We start from the raw sequence: 14,515 nt of genomic DNA on the forward strand, positions 1-14,515 counted from the left end.
CGAACGGCGTTACAGGATGCCGGCGTCGAGCCCCGCGGCCAGCGCCATGGCCAGCTCCTCTACCTGATCGGCGAAGCCCTCCTGCCACTCGCCGCGCAGGATCAGCGGCGCCTGCACCCACTTCCAGCGCAGCCCGGTGACGATGCTCTCCACGGCGCGCCGAGTGCCGGTGCCGTCGTGGCCGGCGCGCACATAGAGTGCGCAGGGCAGCCCCTGCTGCTCTTCCAGCACCGGGTAGTAGCTGCGATCGAAGAAGTCCTTGAGCGCGCCGCTCATGGTGCCGAGGTTCTCGGTGGTGCCGAGCAGGATGGCATCGCAGGCCCGCACGTCCTCGGGGCCTGTTTCCAGCGGCGGCATGACCACCACCTCCACGTCCTCGATGTCCGGGTGGCGGGCGCCGCGCTCGGCGGCCTCGCGCAGTCGGCGGGTATTGGGTGAGGGCGCATGGGCCACGATCAGCAGGCGAGGCATGGCGATCTCCCGAGGGATGAGTGTCGCCTGCCATCATGCCATGGGGCGGGCTCGCCGACAGTGGGGCCAAGGCCGCGTCGCCCTCGTCATCCTCCTTTTCTGCTCAGGCTCCGTCAGCGCTCGCGGCGGGCGGACCAGTGGCGCTGCATCTCGAGGAAGGTGATCGAGGCCGACCAGGTGATCAGCATCAGGCCGATCAGCGCCTCGGTGCCGGTGGTGAACCGGATCGGTCCCGTCGGCACCAGGTCACCGTAGCCCAGGGTGGTGTAGGTGATCGCCGAGAAGTAGACGTAGTCAAAGAAATCGAGGCTTGCCATGCCGACCAGCTCGCCGGTCAGGGGGTGCGCGCCGAGCAGCGCGAGGGCGAAGGCGAAGAGCCATATCTGGGCAACATGGGTGCCGAACAGCACGAAGCTCAGCATCAAGAAGCGCACGCGCAGGGAGTGGCGCGACCGCTCCAGGCGCTGCCAGAGGCGCAGCGACACCTCGTAGTGCATCAGGATGCAGATCAGCACGGTAACCAGGGTGATCGCCACCGCCCAGAGATGGCCGTTGTAGAGCGAGGCAGCGAGCACGGTGGGCATTCCTCGGGTCGAATAAACGGCAAGCCTAGCGCGATCCCGCCCCCGCCGTCACGGGCCTGGCGAGGCCCCTGAAATGACGCTGCCCCGGGACGCTGCTAGGCTGAAGCCATTTATCATCGGGTGACCTGCCCGCGCTCCCCCGGCGCGGCGCCAACCAGGCACCCCGCAAGGACGACACGATGACCCGATCCCCCGCCGCTGAGGCGGCGTCCGCCCAGGATCACCTCTCGCCACTCAAGCTGATCCGCGTCGGCATCGATACCTACCGGGAGAACGTGGCCTACATGCACCGGGAGTGCGACCGCTATCGGGCCGAAGGCTTCCAGGCGCTGGCCAAGGTGGAGGTGCGGGCCAACGGCCAGCGCATCCTCGCCTCGCTCAACGTGGTAGATGATGCCTCGATCGTCTCCTGCGGGGAGCTGGGGTTATCCGAGGACGCCTTCGCCACGCTAGGAGTGGCCGAGGGCCATCCGGTGAGCATCCTGCAGGCCGAGCCGCCGCCCTCGATTCCTGCCCTGCATCGCAAGATCGCCGGCGAGCGCCTGTCCCGCGATGACTTTGGACAGATCGTTCGGGACATCGCCGAGCGGCGCTATTCGAAGATCGAGCTGACCGCCTTCGTGGTGGCCTGTGATCGCAACGAGCTCGACCGCGAGGAGGTGTTCTTCCTGAGCGATGCCATGAGCCGGGTGGGGCGCCGGCTCGACTGGCACGAGCATCCGGTGGTCGACAAGCACTGCATCGGCGGCATCCCCGGCAACCGCACCTCGATGCTGGTGGTGCCGATCGTCGCCGCCCACGGCCTGCTCTGCCCCAAGACCTCCTCCCGCGCCATCACTTCGCCCTCGGGCACCGCCGACACCATGGAGGTGCTGGCCAACGTCGACCTGCCCTTCGAGGAACTGGGTCAGCTAGTGCGTACTCACCGGGGGTGCCTCGCCTGGGGCGGCACCAGTCAGCTTTCGCCGGCCGACGACGTGCTGATCTCGGTGGAGCGCCCGCTCTCCATCGACTCGCCGGGGCAGATGGTCGCCTCGATCCTCTCCAAGAAGGTCGCCGCCGGCTCCACCCACCTGCTGCTCGACATCCCCATCGGCCCCCACGCCAAGGTGCGCTCGATGCCCGAGGCGCGCCGGCTACGCCGGCTCTTCGAGTTCGTGGCCGGGCGCATGGGCCTGACACTCGACGTGGTGATCACCGACGGCAGCCAGCCGGTAGGGCGGGGCATCGGCCCTGTGCTGGAGGCCCGGGACGTGATGCGAGTGCTCACCAACCACCCCGAGGCGCCCATGGACCTGCGCCTGAAGGCCCTGCGCCTGGCTGGGCGAATGCTGGAGTTCGATCCGGACGTGCGCGGCGGTGATGGCTTCGGCCTGGCGCGGGAGATCCTCGACTCCGGCCGGGCCTTCGAGAAGATGCAGGCGATCATCGCGGCCCAGGGCGCCAAGCCCTTCGATCCCGATCATCCTCCGCTGGCGCCGCACTGCGTGGAAGTGACCGCTCGCTCCGGCGGCGTGGTCACCGCCATCGACAACCTGCAGCTGGCGCGCATCGCCCGGCTCGCCGGAGCGCCGCGGGCGATCGGTGCCGGAGTCGACGTGCTGGCGCGCATCGGCGATGCGGTCCAGGCCGGCCAGCCGCTGTATCGCGTCTACGCCGCCTACCCCAACGAGCTGACCTTCTCCCGCCAGGCCAGCGAGCGCGACAGCGGCTTCGCCATCGGCCGGCCCGACCAGATCAACCGACTCAACGTGGAGGGCTGATGACCCCCGTGCTGCTCTACTGCGACGACGAGGCCGCCGCCGCCCGCCGCCTGGCCGAGGCCGCGGAGTTGTCCACCGCCGCCATCGAGCGCCACCGCTTCCCTGACGAGGAGCTGCGCCTGACGCTGCCCCTGCACGATGCCTCGGCCTTCCCCGAGACCCTGGTGGTCTATCGCAGCCTCGACCGGCCCAACGACAAGCTCGTCGAACTGCTGCTGATCGCCCGCCACGCCCGGGCCAGGGGCGTGCGCCGACTGGTGCTGGTGGCGCCCTATCTCGCCTACATGCGCCAGGACATCGCCTTTCACCCCGGAGAGGTGGTCAGCCAGCCACTGATTGGACACTTCCTCGCCGAGCTTTTCGACGCGGTGATCACCGTCGATCCCCACCTGCACCGCATCGAGCGCCTCGATCAGGCGATTCCCCTCGAACACGCCATCGCGCTCTCCGGCGCCCCGCGACTCGCCGAGCTGATCGCCGAGAAACGCGAGAACCCCCTGCTGCTGGGGCCCGATGAGGAGGCGCTGCAGTGGGTGCGCCAGGCCGCCGGGATCACCGGGTTCGAGGTCGGCGTCTGCCACAAGACCCGCAACGGAGACCGCAACGTGGCAATCACGCTGCCCGAGATCGACGTGGCCGACCGTCACGTGGTGCTGATGGACGACGTGGCGAGCTCCGGCCACACCCTGGCCCGCGCCGCCGAGGCGCTGCTCGCCGTCGGAGCCGCCTCGGTGGACGTGGCCGTCACCCATGCGCTGTTCGCCGACGATGCCCTGGCGGTGATCGAGGCCGCCGGGGTGGGGGAGGTTTGGAGTACCGACGCTATCGCGCACCCGAGCAACGCCATCGCCCTGGCGCCGCTGCTGGCGGCGGCCCTCGAGCGGGTGCTCGCGGCCGCGCAATAGCCCGTGGACCCTGTGCTGGAGAGCCGACAGGCGCGCTCGACGGGGAAGCATCTGGCGAGAGGAGTAGTCAAAGCGTGGAATAGCGAGAGCTTTTGCCTCATGTTATCGCTCTAAGCGCCTTGTGCGCATTTTATCGTCATGTTCTTGTTTAAAGATATCGATAATGGTGCGATACAAAAGGCGACGCGCGATGGAGATGACGAACGGAGCGGTGCTGCTGGCCGGCGTGGCTTTGACCATGGGGCTCGCGGCTGTAGCCGTGCTCTGGCGTTGGCGCCGCGACCGCCGCCCTGAGGCGCCGGTCGAGAGGGATTTTGCGGAGCCCGTCCCCGAGGCGCCGCCGGAGAGCCCGTCCCCGGTCGATCCTCCCGCGTCGTCCATACCGGCCGCGAGCCAATCGGCGGCACCGGAGCCCGAGCAGGTGGCGCAGCGTTTTCGTGTCGCCACGGATGGCGAGGTCCGGCAATGCCTGTTCGTGGTCCTCGACTGGCCCGGGCTCGATACCAATCGCCGCATCCGCCGCAAGCTGGAAGAGGCCGGGGCGGTCTTTGACGTCCGACAGCGGGTCTACAACATTCATCCGCCGCGCACCGGCTATCGCATGATGATTGCCAACAGCACGCCACCCGGCGCGCTGCCGCCCTTGCACGAAGAGGGCGAGCACCCGGTGGTCGACGGCCTCTCCATCCTGGTGCATTTCCGCAACCGGCGCCGCGTCGCCCACAGTCCCGACGCGCTGATCGACTTCACCCGCGCCATCGCGGCGATCGGCGGCAAGATTCTCGACGCCGAGCGCCGCGAGGTCAGCGACGAAGAGTTCGAGCAGCTGCGCGGTGCCAGGCCCTAGTCATCGACACCGCGGCCGCGCCGGGATCTTCTCGAGGTCCCGGCGCGGCTCGCCAGACTAGCTCGGCTCATCACCCTCCTTGTTTGCCTCGGGCTTGGCGGCCCCCTGGTGCCCCAGCGGCCCCGCCTGATCCAGGCGCGGATGGTGGTCGAGAAACTCCCGGTGTGGATCCGGGAGGGCGTCCAGGGCCTGGACGGTATGGGTGATGGCGTGGATCGCCGCCAGCACGTCCTTGGTGTAGCCGGTCTCGGAGATGGTGTGCATGTTGCGAATCGGAAAGCCGATCGAGGTGGCCACGCAGTCCACCGCGGCGAGCACGCCGGCCATGCCATCGGTGCCGGTGTCGGGACCCACGATGTCACGCTGCATGGGGATACCCCGCTCCCGGGCGGTGGTCTCGACGATCCGGTTGAGCTGTTCGCTGGCGATGGCGCCCACCGACATGGTGAAGCCCTTGCCCATTTCCAACGGCTGCATGCGTCGATCGCCGATGCCCGGGGCGGCCACGTAGTCGTGGTTCACGTCCACGGCGATGATGGCGTCGGGGCGTAGCTCACCGGCCAGCACTCGGCTGCCGAAGCGGCCTATCTCCTCGTAGCTGGCGATGGCGAACAGCACGCGCACCTTTTCGGTGCCGCCCGCCTCGGCGATCAGCCGCGCCACCTCGGCGGTGGCGAAGCAGCCCAAGCCGTTGTCCAGGTAGGCGCCGTAGAAGGTGTCCGGGCTGAAGCCTTCGCGGATGGGCCGGTTCAGCAGGACGGAATCGCCGGGACGCACGCCCAGGTTCTCCACCTGCTGCTTCTTGTTCTCGCCGTGGATCTGCAGGTCGAGGTAGATCTGCTCCTTCTTGATGCCCTTCTCGCCGGAGCGCTGTGCCGGGTCGGAGAAGTGAATGGCGCCAAGCGCCTCCACGGTGCCGCCCTCGATGCGCCGATAGTGACCGGGCGCCTTGGGGTCTTCGCTGAACAGCGTGACTTCGTGGCCGATCAGCACGCCCGGCAGGAAGGAGTCGGTGTTGATCCAGATCTTGCCGTCATCGCCGATCGAGCGCACCTGCATGCGGATCTTGTCGGCATGGCCGATGATCATCACCTTGAACAGATCGTCGCGTCCCGGGTGAGTGTCGAGCACCACGCCCGCGTGACCCTTGAACTGCTGCAGCTGCCAGTGGGCAGGTGTGGTGGCCTCGAAGTGAGGCTTCAGCACGCCGTAGGTCATCGCGCCTTCCAGCCCCACGGGGCTCGGGGCGGCGAGGATGCGCCGCATCAGATCGAACTGTGCCTCGGGCATGGCCTGGGTCCAGGGGGCTTGGGGGTCGCTCATGGGGCTTCTCTCTCGGTGGCTCGGGTAAAGGGATCGGGTCATGGTTCTTGTCACAGGTTGGGTCATGGCACCGGGTCGTGATCCACAGGATGCGGCCTCGTTCCACGGGCGCGCAACTCAGCGTCGCAGCCAGTAGCGCCAGCCGAGGGGGCCAGGAGGCTCGTTGATCATCGGGGAGTGAGCCGGATCGCCGAGCAGCGAAGGCGTCGCCTGACCCACGGGCGCCTCGGCCGCCAGCAGCCGACGGATGCGCTCGCGGGTCGAGGGGTGGGTGCGCAGCCACTCGGGGCCCGCCGGCGGTTGGCGGCCGAAGAGCGTCAACAGCCAGCGGCCGTGATGACGCTCCAGCACGGCCAGAGCCGAGGCCAGGGCCTGGGGATCGCCGGTCAGGCTCGCGGCCTCCTGGTCGGCGGCGTACTCGCGGTGTCGCGAGAGGGCCAGCTGCAGCAGGGTGCTGAGGGTGGGCGAGAAGGCCACGATCAGCAGTACTCCCCAGGGCAGGCGCAGCTCGCCGGCGAGGATCATCGGCAGCATCAGCAGCAGGCCGACCTGCAGCACGGTGGTCAGAAAGAGCGTCAGGCGCGTCATGGCCGCGGCCATCGACATCACGCGGGTATCGCCATGGCGCAGGTGGCTGACCTCATGGGCCAGCACCCCGGCCAGCTCGCGCATGGTCAGGGTGCGCAGCAGACCGGCGGTGACGGCGATGCCGCCATCGTGGCGAGAGCCCACCGCGAAGGCGTTGAGATCGGGGGATGGCGCGTAGAAGAGCTGGGGGGCGGCGGCGAGTCCGGCCCGCTGGTAGAGGGCGTCGAGCAGTCGATAGAGGGTCGGCGCCTGATGGCGCTCGACCAGGCCGGCGCCGGCCTCGGCGAGGATGACGCGAGCCGGCACCCAGCTGCCGGCCAGCGCCCCGCCCACCGCCACGCCGAGGCTCATCAGCAGGCCGAGACCACCGGCCAGCAGATAGCCGGGTACCGCCAGCACCAGCCCCAATCCGCCGATGATCAGCAGGGTCTGCAGGCCGTTCTTCAGGCGGCTTCGCCCGCGTCGCGGTGTCTCGGTCGTCATGAGCCTCGATGACCTTAGGTGGTGGGCGATACGCTCAGTATCCCTCGTCGAGTCGAGGCTGTCATGGCGGGTGATGGCAGGCCGGCCTCTACGCAGGCAGGCCAGGCTCCTCGCGGGGCCTAGCCTGTGTCGGGGGAGGGGCAGAGTGTCTCGTCTGAAGCCGTATCGAACGGGCGGTCGTGACCGGCTTGGCCCTCCTTGGCGTCTGCGCATGGTCGTGGGCCTAGCGATACCGCCGTCTACCTTAGTGCCACCAAGGCTCCTGTTGTGGGGAGCTCAGCGGTGTTTCCTGGCGCTGGATACGCTTGTGGTACCCATCTCCTGTTGGCCGGCTGCCTGGCTCGTGTCGGCGATTCCCTGATGCAGGCGCGCACTGCGCTCTTCTAGATACGTCGAATCACCCGCCAGGGAAGCACTCACGGAGCCCAGGCTGATCACCAGGATGGCCGTCAGTGTCGTGAGTTTCATGGGACGCCTCATCGTGTCGTGTCATGGCGCTGACGCTGACGCTGACGCTGTCGGGTCGGTCGGGCGCCAACTATCGGGCCGATCCGTGAGTGTCCATCATCGCAGGGCTCGCCGGTCGAAGGCGGACGTGTCATGGCGGACACCTGGGGTGCCGGTCGTCAAGGCGGGCTGAGCTGGAGAGGGTCGCGTGAAGAAGGAGGGTCTGATTGACATGACAGCCGAGGTTCTTGGCGCTGGCCCTATCAGTATAGGGCCCGGCGTTTGCGTCGCGGCACGACGGCGCCCAAAAGCGCCGCCTGATCGGTGAGAATCAGCCGTTCGTCTGCCCATGGCAGCGAGCCCATCGGCTCCCGTCATGATAACGCTAGGGCGCCGGACTCGAGATGCGCGGCGATCCTCGACGGCCGCTCAGCGCCTCGGCCGAGGCGTCGAGGCGGCGCTCTCGTTCAAGCCGTTCGTTCAGCTCCCCAGTCGGTGCAGGGTATCGACCAATCGCTGGCAGAGGGTATCGAGTTTCTGCTGCTGTGCGTCGTCGCTGAGTTGGCCCTGATCGTCGAAGGCCTGCGCGGCGCGGGCCACGGCGAGCTGGTCGGGCAGCACGGTCACGCCGATGTTGGTCAGCAGCTGGCGGGTCAGCGCCAGGCTGCGCAGGCCGCCGAGGCCCCCCGGCGAGGCGGACACCACGCCGGCCAGCTTGCCCGCGAAGAGGTCCAGGCCGCTCTCACCCTCGTGGGGGCGCGTCAGCCAGTCGATGGTGTTCTTGAGCAGCGGGGTGATGAAGCCGTTGTACTCCGGCGAGGCGATCAGCAGGCCATCATGCTCGGCCAGGCCGCGACGCAGCACCAGGGCGTTCTCGGGCAGGCCCTGCTCGGCTTCCAGGTCGCCGTCGTAGAGCGGCATCGGATGGTCACGCAGGTCGATGAACGTGGGGCGGCCACCCGCCCGCTCGATGCTCTCGGCGGCCTGGCGGGCCAAGAGCTTGTTGTAGGAGCCTGCGCGGGTGCTGCCGGCGAAGACCAGCAGGCGCGGATGGGGCTGGCGATCGGTCATGGACGTCTCCTCTTTCATGGGGTCCTGGTAACGGGGCCCGGTCACGGGACCTGGCCATGGTGTCCTGGCGGGGTGTCCTGATCGGCGACAGCGGCCAGGATGGCCTCCCGGGGATGCTCCATTCTGTGGTCGTCGACCACCCGGAGGTCAAGCCTGGGGCGGCCGCCTCCACCTCGGCCAGGCCGCAGCTGCCGGGTTTAGGAGGTGTCTCGCCGGCCAGCACCGAGAGATCACACCTAGAGAGCGATTCCAGGTTGTAACCGCCCTCCAGCACGAAGACCAGGCGGCCGTCGCAGTGTCGGCGGGCGAGTGATTGGAGCAATCCGGTCATGGTACCGAAGCCCTTGTAGGAGACGTTCAGCGCCAGGTCCTGCCAGTGGGGGCCGAAGCCCGCCGAGACCAGGATCAGGACGCGGCGGAATCAGTCCTCGGCGGGGATCAGGATGTCGCGGAAGGCCTGGAGATAGGCCCCGTCGCCGCGCCCGGCGCCGACCTCGTCGAGTAGCCCCGAGCCGGGGTAGAAGGGGCTGGCGCAGTGGATGTCGATGAACAGGACGTCGGTGGCGACCCAGAAGATCTCCTGGGTGCCGTTGCCGTGATGGGCGTCCCAGTCGATGATCATCACTAGCCGGCAGTCCAGGGCCTCGCGGGCATGGGGGCGGCCTGCACTCAACGCAGGGCGCCGGGCTGATCGACGCCGGGCCGACCGGCACGGGGCTGGCGCGCTTGTGGTCGGGCAACGTAGGCTGGGGCGCATCGTCACCCGGCAGGAGACCACCAATGGAACACTTCATGCAGGCCGCGCTCGAGGAGGCCCGTCAGGGGCTCGGCGAGGGCGGCATCCCCATCGGCTCGGTGCTGGTGCACCGCGGTGTCATCCTCGGCCGTGGCCGGAACCGTCGCGTGCAGCTGGGCAGCGCGGTGCTGCATGGCGAGATGGACGCCCTGGACAATGCCGGCCGCCATCCGGCCGAGGTCTACCGCGAGAGCACCCTCTACACCACGCTCTCGCCCTGCGCGATGTGCAGCGGCGCCATCCTGCTTTACGGCATTCCCCGGGTGGTGATCGGCGAGAACCGCACCTTCCAGGGCGAGGAGGCGCTGCTGAAGGAGCGCGGCGTCGAGGTGGAGGTGTGGCAGGAGCCTGAGTGCATCGCGCTCATGGAGTCCTTCATCGCGGCCTCGCCCGAGCTGTGGCATGAGGACATCGGCGAGTAGCGCCTACCTGCACATGGCGCAGCGCCGGCCGTTCGGCATCGCGTCGCCAGGGCGAGTCGGCAACCGCCGCAAGGTCGAGCAGACTCCACGCCCGGCCGGACTGCGAACTGCCGGCCGGGCGTGGAGACCGACATCGGGCAGACCCGGCGGCAGTGTGATTCACCCCATCAGGTCGCGCAGCCGCTCCACGGCCAGGAACAGCTGTCGCCGCGGCTGCGCCCCCTCGAGCACCCCGGCATGTTCGCCATCCAGCGAGAAGCGCAGGCCCGGCACGCCGCCGATGCCGAGCACCCGGGCGAGTCGCTGATCGGCCAGCACCTGCTCGCGGTAGTCGCCCGCGGCGAGCGCCCCGCGCAGGGCCGCGCCGTCGAGCGCTAGGCCGTCGGCCACCCGGGCGAGGGCCTCGGGGTCGGCCAGGTCCAGGCTCTCCTCGAAGAAGCCGCGAAACAGCGCCGTGCGCATCGCCGCGCCGGCATCGGGGCGCTCATGGGCCTGATCTTCGGCCCAGGCGCTGGACTCGTGGGCCAATCGCGAGCGCGGCTGAAGTCGGGGCAGGCGCAGGGTCATGCCGCGCTCCGCCGCCATGGGAGTGACGGCCCGCGCCCAGACGTCGTGCAGGTAGTCGCCGTCGGGATCGAGGGTCGGCTCGGGTGCGGGGCGCAGCTCGAAGGCGCGCCAGCGGACCGCCAGTTCGTCGCCGAAGCGCTCGGCCAAGGCCTCGAGTTCAGGCGCCTCGAGGTAGCAGAACGGACAGACGTAGTCGCTGAAGACATCGAGGGTGATGCGCGGCCGAGTCATCGGGGCCTCCTGGGGGGATGGGGCAAGGCCCGACAGGGTAACAGCGAGCGGGCGGCCGAGTGTGGATTCCGGGGGGCGGCGCTTGAGACCGCGACAAGCTGTCGACTGGAGCGGTACGCGCGCCGGGTGTAGTCTTGCCGCCTTCATTTCCATGCACAGGACATCTTTGATGAGCGATCTGCCCAACTGCCCCGAGTGCGGCTCCGAGTTCACCTACGACGACGGCATTCAGTACGTCTGCCCGGAGTGCGGCCACGAATGGTCCAAGGATGCATCGGCGGCGAGCGAGGACGAGGCGCTGATCCGTGATGCCAACGGCAACCCGCTGGCCGATGGAGACACCGTGACCGTGATCAAGGACCTCAAGATCAAGGGCTCCTCCTCGGTGGTGAAGGTCGGCACCAAGGTCAAGAACATCCGCCTGATCGACGGGGATCACGACATCGACTGCAAGATCGACGGCATCGGACCGATGAAGCTCAAGTCGGAGTTCGTCAAAAAGGCCTGAGGTCAGTCTCCGGCGGGTGCCGGGAGGCAGCTCGGCAGGCTCTCGCGCAGCGAGTGGGGCAGGATGCCGAGGTCGGCAAAGTCGCCGACCTCGGCGTCGGCGACGTTATCGACCTGCATCAGGATGACCTGATCGCGGGTCAGCGGCGGCCCGGGCAGCCGGCTGGCCAGTGCGGCGACGAAGCGCCAGGCCAGGAAGGGCAGCGGCACCAGGGGGCCCGAGCGATTGAGGTGGGCGAGCAGCAGCTCGAGGATCTCGCGGTAGCGCAGCACCTCCGGGCCGCCGAACTCGAAGAGGCGACGCGGGGTCGCGGGGCGGCCGGTCAGCTGGGCGATGGCTCGGGCGACATCGTTCACATGCACCGGCTGCAGCCGGGTCGCGCCGCGGCCGAACAGCGGAATCAGTGGCAGCCGGGTGAGGCCCGCCAGGCCCGAGAGGAAGGCGTCGTCGAGGCCGAACAGCACGCTGGGACGCACTATGATCGCCTTGGGCAGGGCATCGAGTACCGCCTCCTCGCCGCGGGCGCGGGCCCGCACATAGGCCGAAGGCGAATCGGGGGTGGCGCCGATGCCGGAGACCTGCACCAGCCGCGCGATGCCCGCCGCCCGTGCCAGGCGGGCCAGTCGACCGGCCCCGTCGACATGGATCGCCTCGAAGCTCGCCTCTCGGGTCTCCAAATAGAGGCTGACGGCATTGACCACGGCGCCGGCGCCCGCCAGTGCCTCGCTTACGCTCGCCTCGTCACGCAGGTCGGCGGTGGCGAGCTCGATGACGTCGCCCTCCTCGGCCCAGGCGGGCAGCGCCGGGCGGCGGGCGGCGATGCGCACCGCACGGCCGGTTTCCACCAGCTCTCGAACGACGGCGTCACCGAGAAAGCCGGTGCCGCCGAAGACCACGACGGGGGCTTCGCGCATCATCGCCTCACCTGTCGCCGTGCAGCGTCTGCTGCGGGGCGGCGTCGCTCAGCCCCGGCGCGGATCATCGTCCTGCCGGTTCGTTTCCGAGCGGGTGATCGCCCGCTTGACCAGGCGAAACACCAGCCAGTGCAGGGCGGCGAGCGCGGCCAGCGCCGCGCCGATCAGCAGCATGAAGGTCGTGGTCATCGTGTCGGCCTCGCGGGTAACGACGAATGTGGTTAGCGACATGCTACCGAGGCGTCGCGTCGGTGGAAAGATCGGCAGCGGGCTAAATGAGAATGATTGGCATTATTGGTCGAATGGCGGCGAACGTGCCGCGATCCTGTCGGTTCTGACGCATCCCGGGCAGCGGGGCTTCACATCAAATTCATACAGGACTAAACTGGTCCCCAATCGAACACGAGGGGGTCGAACCCCGGGGAGTCAGGCCTTGCTGAAGCTTTCCAGACTGACCGACTACGCGGCGGTGGTGATGGCGCAGATCGCCAGGCACCCCGAGCAGCCCCACGCCGCGGCCGAGCTCGCCGAGGCGGTTCAGCTGCCGCACCCCACGGTCAGCAAGACGCTGAAAATGCTGGTGCGTGCCGGGCTGCTGGAGTCGCGACGCGGCGCCCAGGGTGGTTACTCGCTGGCGCGTCCGGCCTCCCGTATCACCGCCAGCGACATCATCTCGGCCATCGAGGGGCCCGTGGCCATGACCGAGTGCAGTCAGGTCGGCGGCGACTGTGACCTGGCCGCCACCTGCGGGGTCGCCGACAACTGGCAGCGCGTCTCGCTGGCCATTCGCACCCTGCTCGACAGCGTCACCCTGGCCCACCTGGCCGATACCAATCCGATCAAGCTGCCGGTGCAGCTGCCCATTCAAAGCGTGAGTCTGGCCGCTGAGGCCTGACGCACTCGAGTATTTCACTACCCGAGGCGAGCCAGTGCTCGCCGACCCAACCGCCCGGGAGGGGAGACATCATGGCAAGTCAGGAAATGGAACAGCTTGTCCGTCGCGAATACAAGGAAGGTTTCGTGACCGACATCGAGAGCGACACGGTACCGCCCGGCCTGGACGAGAGCACCATCGCCTTCATCTCGAACAAGAAGGGCGAGCCGGAATGGATGCTGGAATGGCGGCTCAAGGCCTACCACCAGTGGCTCAAGATGACGCCGCCCTCCTGGGCCCACCTCGACTACCCGCCCATCGACTATCAGGCGATCTCCTACTACAGCGCGCCCAAGCGCGAGGAGGACAAGCCCCAGAGCCTCGACGAGGTCGATCCCAAGCTGCTCGAGACCTACGAGAAGCTCGGCATCCCGCTGCACGAACGGGCGGCCCTGGCGGGCGTGGCGGTGGACGCGGTCTTCGATTCCGTCTCGGTGACCACCACCTTCAAGGAGAAGCTGCACGAGGCGGGGGTGATCTTCTGCTCGATCTCCGAGGCGATGCGCGACTACCCGGAGCTGGTCCGGCAGTACCTGGGCAGCGTGGTGCCCCAGGGCGACAACTACTTCGCGGCGCTCAACTCTGCGGTGTTCACCGACGGCTCCTTCGTGTTCGTGCCCGAGGGCGTGACCTGCCCGATGGAGCTCTCCACCTACTTCCGTATCAACGCCGCCAATACCGGGCAGTTCGAGCGCACGCTGATCATCTGCGAGAGCCGCGCCCAGGTGTCGTACCTGGAAGGCTGTACCGCGCCCCAGCGTGACGAGAACCAGCTGCACGCCGCGGTGGTCGAGCTGGTGGCCCTGGAAGACGCCTACATCAAGTATTCCACGGTGCAGAACTGGTACCCCGGCGACGAGGACGGCAAGGGCGGCATCTACAACTTCGTCACCAAGCGCGGCGACTGCCGCGGCGACCGCTCGCGGATCAGCTGGACCCAGGTCGAGACCGGTTCCGCCATCACCTGGAAGTACCCGTCCTGCGTGCTGCGCGGCAAGGACAGCATCGGCGAGTTCTACTCCGTGGCGGTGACCAACGGCCGCCAGCAGGCCGACACCGGCACCAAGATGATCCACATCGGCGAGGGCACTCGCTCGAGCATCATCTCCAAGGGCATCTCGGCCGGGCGCAGCAACCAGTCCTACCGCGGCCTGGTGAAGGTGGGCCCGCGAGCCAAGGGCGCGCGCAACTTCACCCAGTGCGACTCCCTGCTGATCGGCGATCAGTGCGGTGCCCACACCTTCCCCTACCAGGAGATCGGCAACAGCACCGCGACGGTGGAACACGAGGCCACCACCTCCAAGATCGGCGAGGACCAGCTTTTCTACTGCCAGAGCCGCGGCATCTCCGAGGAGGACGCAGTCAGCATGATCGTCAACGGCTTCTGCAAGGACGTCTTCCAGGAGCTGCCGATGGAGTTCGCCGTGGAGGCCGAGGCACTCTTGAACGTCACCCTGGAAGGCGCCGTGGGCTGAGGAAACGGCTGCGCGACGTCTGCACGGCGTTGGAAGCAGGATCGAGAATGCTCATTTACGGTCGTAAACTCCGCTTCTCTCACCTGCTTCCGCCTTGTTCAGGCGCCGCTCGCGCGTTTCTCCGGATTCGCGAAAAGGTCAACACATTCAAGGAGTCGCGCCGGCGGCTCACCACGAATCAAAGGT

The 14,515-nt window shown here is 68.3% G+C and carries 16 protein-coding genes and 1 pseudogene; 7 read left to right on the forward strand and 10 right to left on the reverse strand.

Annotation, left to right across the window (positions count from 1 at the left end; all coding sequences use genetic code 11):
- Nucleotides 1-9: 9 nt before the first annotated feature.
- Together RSO68_RS14815 and RSO68_RS14820 are read right to left on the reverse strand one after the other, a co-directional pair.
- Nucleotides 10-471 (reverse strand): flavodoxin family protein, encoded by a 462-nt coding sequence (locus RSO68_RS14815; RefSeq protein WP_315587148.1) that lies wholly within the window; start codon nucleotides 469-471, stop codon nucleotides 10-12.
- A 113-nt stretch (nucleotides 472-584) separates the two neighbouring features.
- Complete coding sequence (locus tag RSO68_RS14820) at nucleotides 585-1,046, reverse strand: potassium channel family protein (RefSeq protein WP_315587149.1); 462 nt, start codon at nucleotides 1,044-1,046, stop codon at nucleotides 585-587.
- Nucleotides 1,047-1,234: 188 nt separating this feature from the next.
- Here RSO68_RS14820 and RSO68_RS14825 point away from each other — a divergent pair, with 188 nt between their 5' ends.
- The 3 genes from RSO68_RS14825 to RSO68_RS14835 all read left to right on the forward strand — a co-directional run bounded on the left by RSO68_RS14825 (nucleotide 1,235) and on the right by RSO68_RS14835 (nucleotide 4,570).
- Nucleotides 1,235-2,818 carry a thymidine phosphorylase family protein gene (locus tag RSO68_RS14825; RefSeq protein WP_315587150.1) on the forward strand — a complete coding sequence of 528 codons (1,584 nt, stop codon included), beginning with the start codon at nucleotides 1,235-1,237 and terminating at the stop codon, nucleotides 2,816-2,818.
- Complete coding sequence (locus RSO68_RS14830) at nucleotides 2,818-3,723, forward strand: ribose-phosphate diphosphokinase (protein ID WP_315587151.1); 906 nt, start codon at nucleotides 2,818-2,820, stop codon at nucleotides 3,721-3,723. The genes RSO68_RS14825 and RSO68_RS14830 overlap by 1 nt, the downstream gene beginning before the upstream one ends.
- Nucleotides 3,724-3,913: 190 nt before the next feature.
- Nucleotides 3,914-4,570, forward strand: a complete 657-nt coding sequence (locus RSO68_RS14835) for a hypothetical protein (RefSeq protein ID WP_315587152.1) — start codon at nucleotides 3,914-3,916, stop codon at nucleotides 4,568-4,570.
- A 57-nt stretch (nucleotides 4,571-4,627) separates the two neighbouring features.
- Here RSO68_RS14835 and RSO68_RS14840 read toward each other — a convergent pair whose 3' ends face one another.
- The 5 genes and pseudogenes from RSO68_RS14840 to RSO68_RS14860 form a co-directional block, all read right to left on the reverse strand.
- Nucleotides 4,628-5,893: a M20/M25/M40 family metallo-hydrolase gene (locus tag RSO68_RS14840; RefSeq protein WP_315587153.1), complete on the reverse strand. Its 1,266-nt coding sequence runs from the start codon at nucleotides 5,891-5,893 to the stop codon at nucleotides 4,628-4,630.
- A gap of 117 nt (nucleotides 5,894-6,010) precedes the next feature.
- Nucleotides 6,011-6,964 (reverse strand): zinc metalloprotease HtpX, encoded by a 954-nt coding sequence (locus RSO68_RS14845; protein ID WP_315587154.1) that lies wholly within the window; start codon nucleotides 6,962-6,964, stop codon nucleotides 6,011-6,013.
- Between the two features lie 276 nt (nucleotides 6,965-7,240).
- Nucleotides 7,241-7,432, reverse strand: coding sequence for a hypothetical protein (locus RSO68_RS14850; protein WP_315587155.1), 192 nt, complete (start codon nucleotides 7,430-7,432; stop codon nucleotides 7,241-7,243).
- Between the two features lie 459 nt (nucleotides 7,433-7,891).
- Entirely contained in the window at nucleotides 7,892-8,455 is a 564-nt protein-coding gene (locus RSO68_RS14855) for an NADPH-dependent FMN reductase (RefSeq protein ID WP_315587199.1), read from the reverse strand.
- Nucleotides 8,340-9,239 (reverse strand): annotated as a pseudogene (locus RSO68_RS14860) (hypothetical protein). The gene RSO68_RS14855 and the pseudogene RSO68_RS14860 overlap by 116 nt, the downstream one beginning before the upstream one ends.
- Before the next feature lie 23 nt (nucleotides 9,240-9,262).
- On the opposite strand from RSO68_RS14860, the gene RSO68_RS14865 reads away from it, so the two are divergent.
- Nucleotides 9,263-9,700 (forward strand): nucleoside deaminase, encoded by a 438-nt coding sequence (locus RSO68_RS14865; RefSeq protein ID WP_315587156.1) that lies wholly within the window; start codon nucleotides 9,263-9,265, stop codon nucleotides 9,698-9,700.
- A gap of 159 nt (nucleotides 9,701-9,859) precedes the next feature.
- Here RSO68_RS14865 and RSO68_RS14870 read toward each other — a convergent pair whose 3' ends face one another.
- Nucleotides 9,860-10,498, reverse strand: a complete 639-nt coding sequence (locus tag RSO68_RS14870; protein ID WP_315587157.1) for a DsbA family oxidoreductase — start codon at nucleotides 10,496-10,498, stop codon at nucleotides 9,860-9,862.
- A 169-nt stretch (nucleotides 10,499-10,667) separates the two neighbouring features.
- On the opposite strand from RSO68_RS14870, the gene RSO68_RS14875 reads away from it, so the two are divergent.
- On the forward strand, nucleotides 10,668-11,006 hold the full coding sequence (locus RSO68_RS14875) for a zinc ribbon domain-containing protein YjdM (RefSeq protein WP_089849590.1): 339 nt from the start codon (nucleotides 10,668-10,670) through the stop codon (nucleotides 11,004-11,006).
- 2 nt (nucleotides 11,007-11,008) lie between these two features.
- On the opposite strand, the gene RSO68_RS14880 is transcribed toward RSO68_RS14875, so the two are convergent.
- Together RSO68_RS14880 and RSO68_RS14885 are read right to left on the reverse strand one after the other, a co-directional pair.
- Nucleotides 11,009-11,920: a complex I NDUFA9 subunit family protein gene (locus tag RSO68_RS14880; protein ID WP_315587158.1), complete on the reverse strand. Its 912-nt coding sequence runs from the start codon at nucleotides 11,918-11,920 to the stop codon at nucleotides 11,009-11,011.
- Nucleotides 11,921-11,968: 48 nt separating this feature from the next.
- Nucleotides 11,969-12,109 carry a hypothetical protein gene (locus tag RSO68_RS14885; RefSeq protein ID WP_175535071.1) on the reverse strand — a complete coding sequence of 47 codons (141 nt, stop codon included), beginning with the start codon at nucleotides 12,107-12,109 and terminating at the stop codon, nucleotides 11,969-11,971.
- A gap of 244 nt (nucleotides 12,110-12,353) precedes the next feature.
- Here RSO68_RS14885 and RSO68_RS14890 point away from each other — a divergent pair, with 244 nt between their 5' ends.
- A complete protein-coding gene (locus tag RSO68_RS14890) occupies nucleotides 12,354-12,815 on the forward strand; it encodes an SUF system Fe-S cluster assembly regulator (RefSeq protein ID WP_089849591.1) in 462 nt (153 codons plus the stop codon).
- A 71-nt stretch (nucleotides 12,816-12,886) separates the two neighbouring features.
- Nucleotides 12,887-14,329 (forward strand): Fe-S cluster assembly protein SufB, encoded by a 1,443-nt coding sequence (gene sufB / locus RSO68_RS14895; RefSeq protein WP_089849594.1) that lies wholly within the window; start codon nucleotides 12,887-12,889, stop codon nucleotides 14,327-14,329.
- The last annotated feature ends 186 nt before the right edge of the window (nucleotides 14,330-14,515 follow it).

Source organism: Halomonas saccharevitans (assembly GCF_032333995.1).
GTDB lineage: Bacteria > Pseudomonadota > Gammaproteobacteria > Pseudomonadales > Halomonadaceae > Halomonas > Halomonas saccharevitans.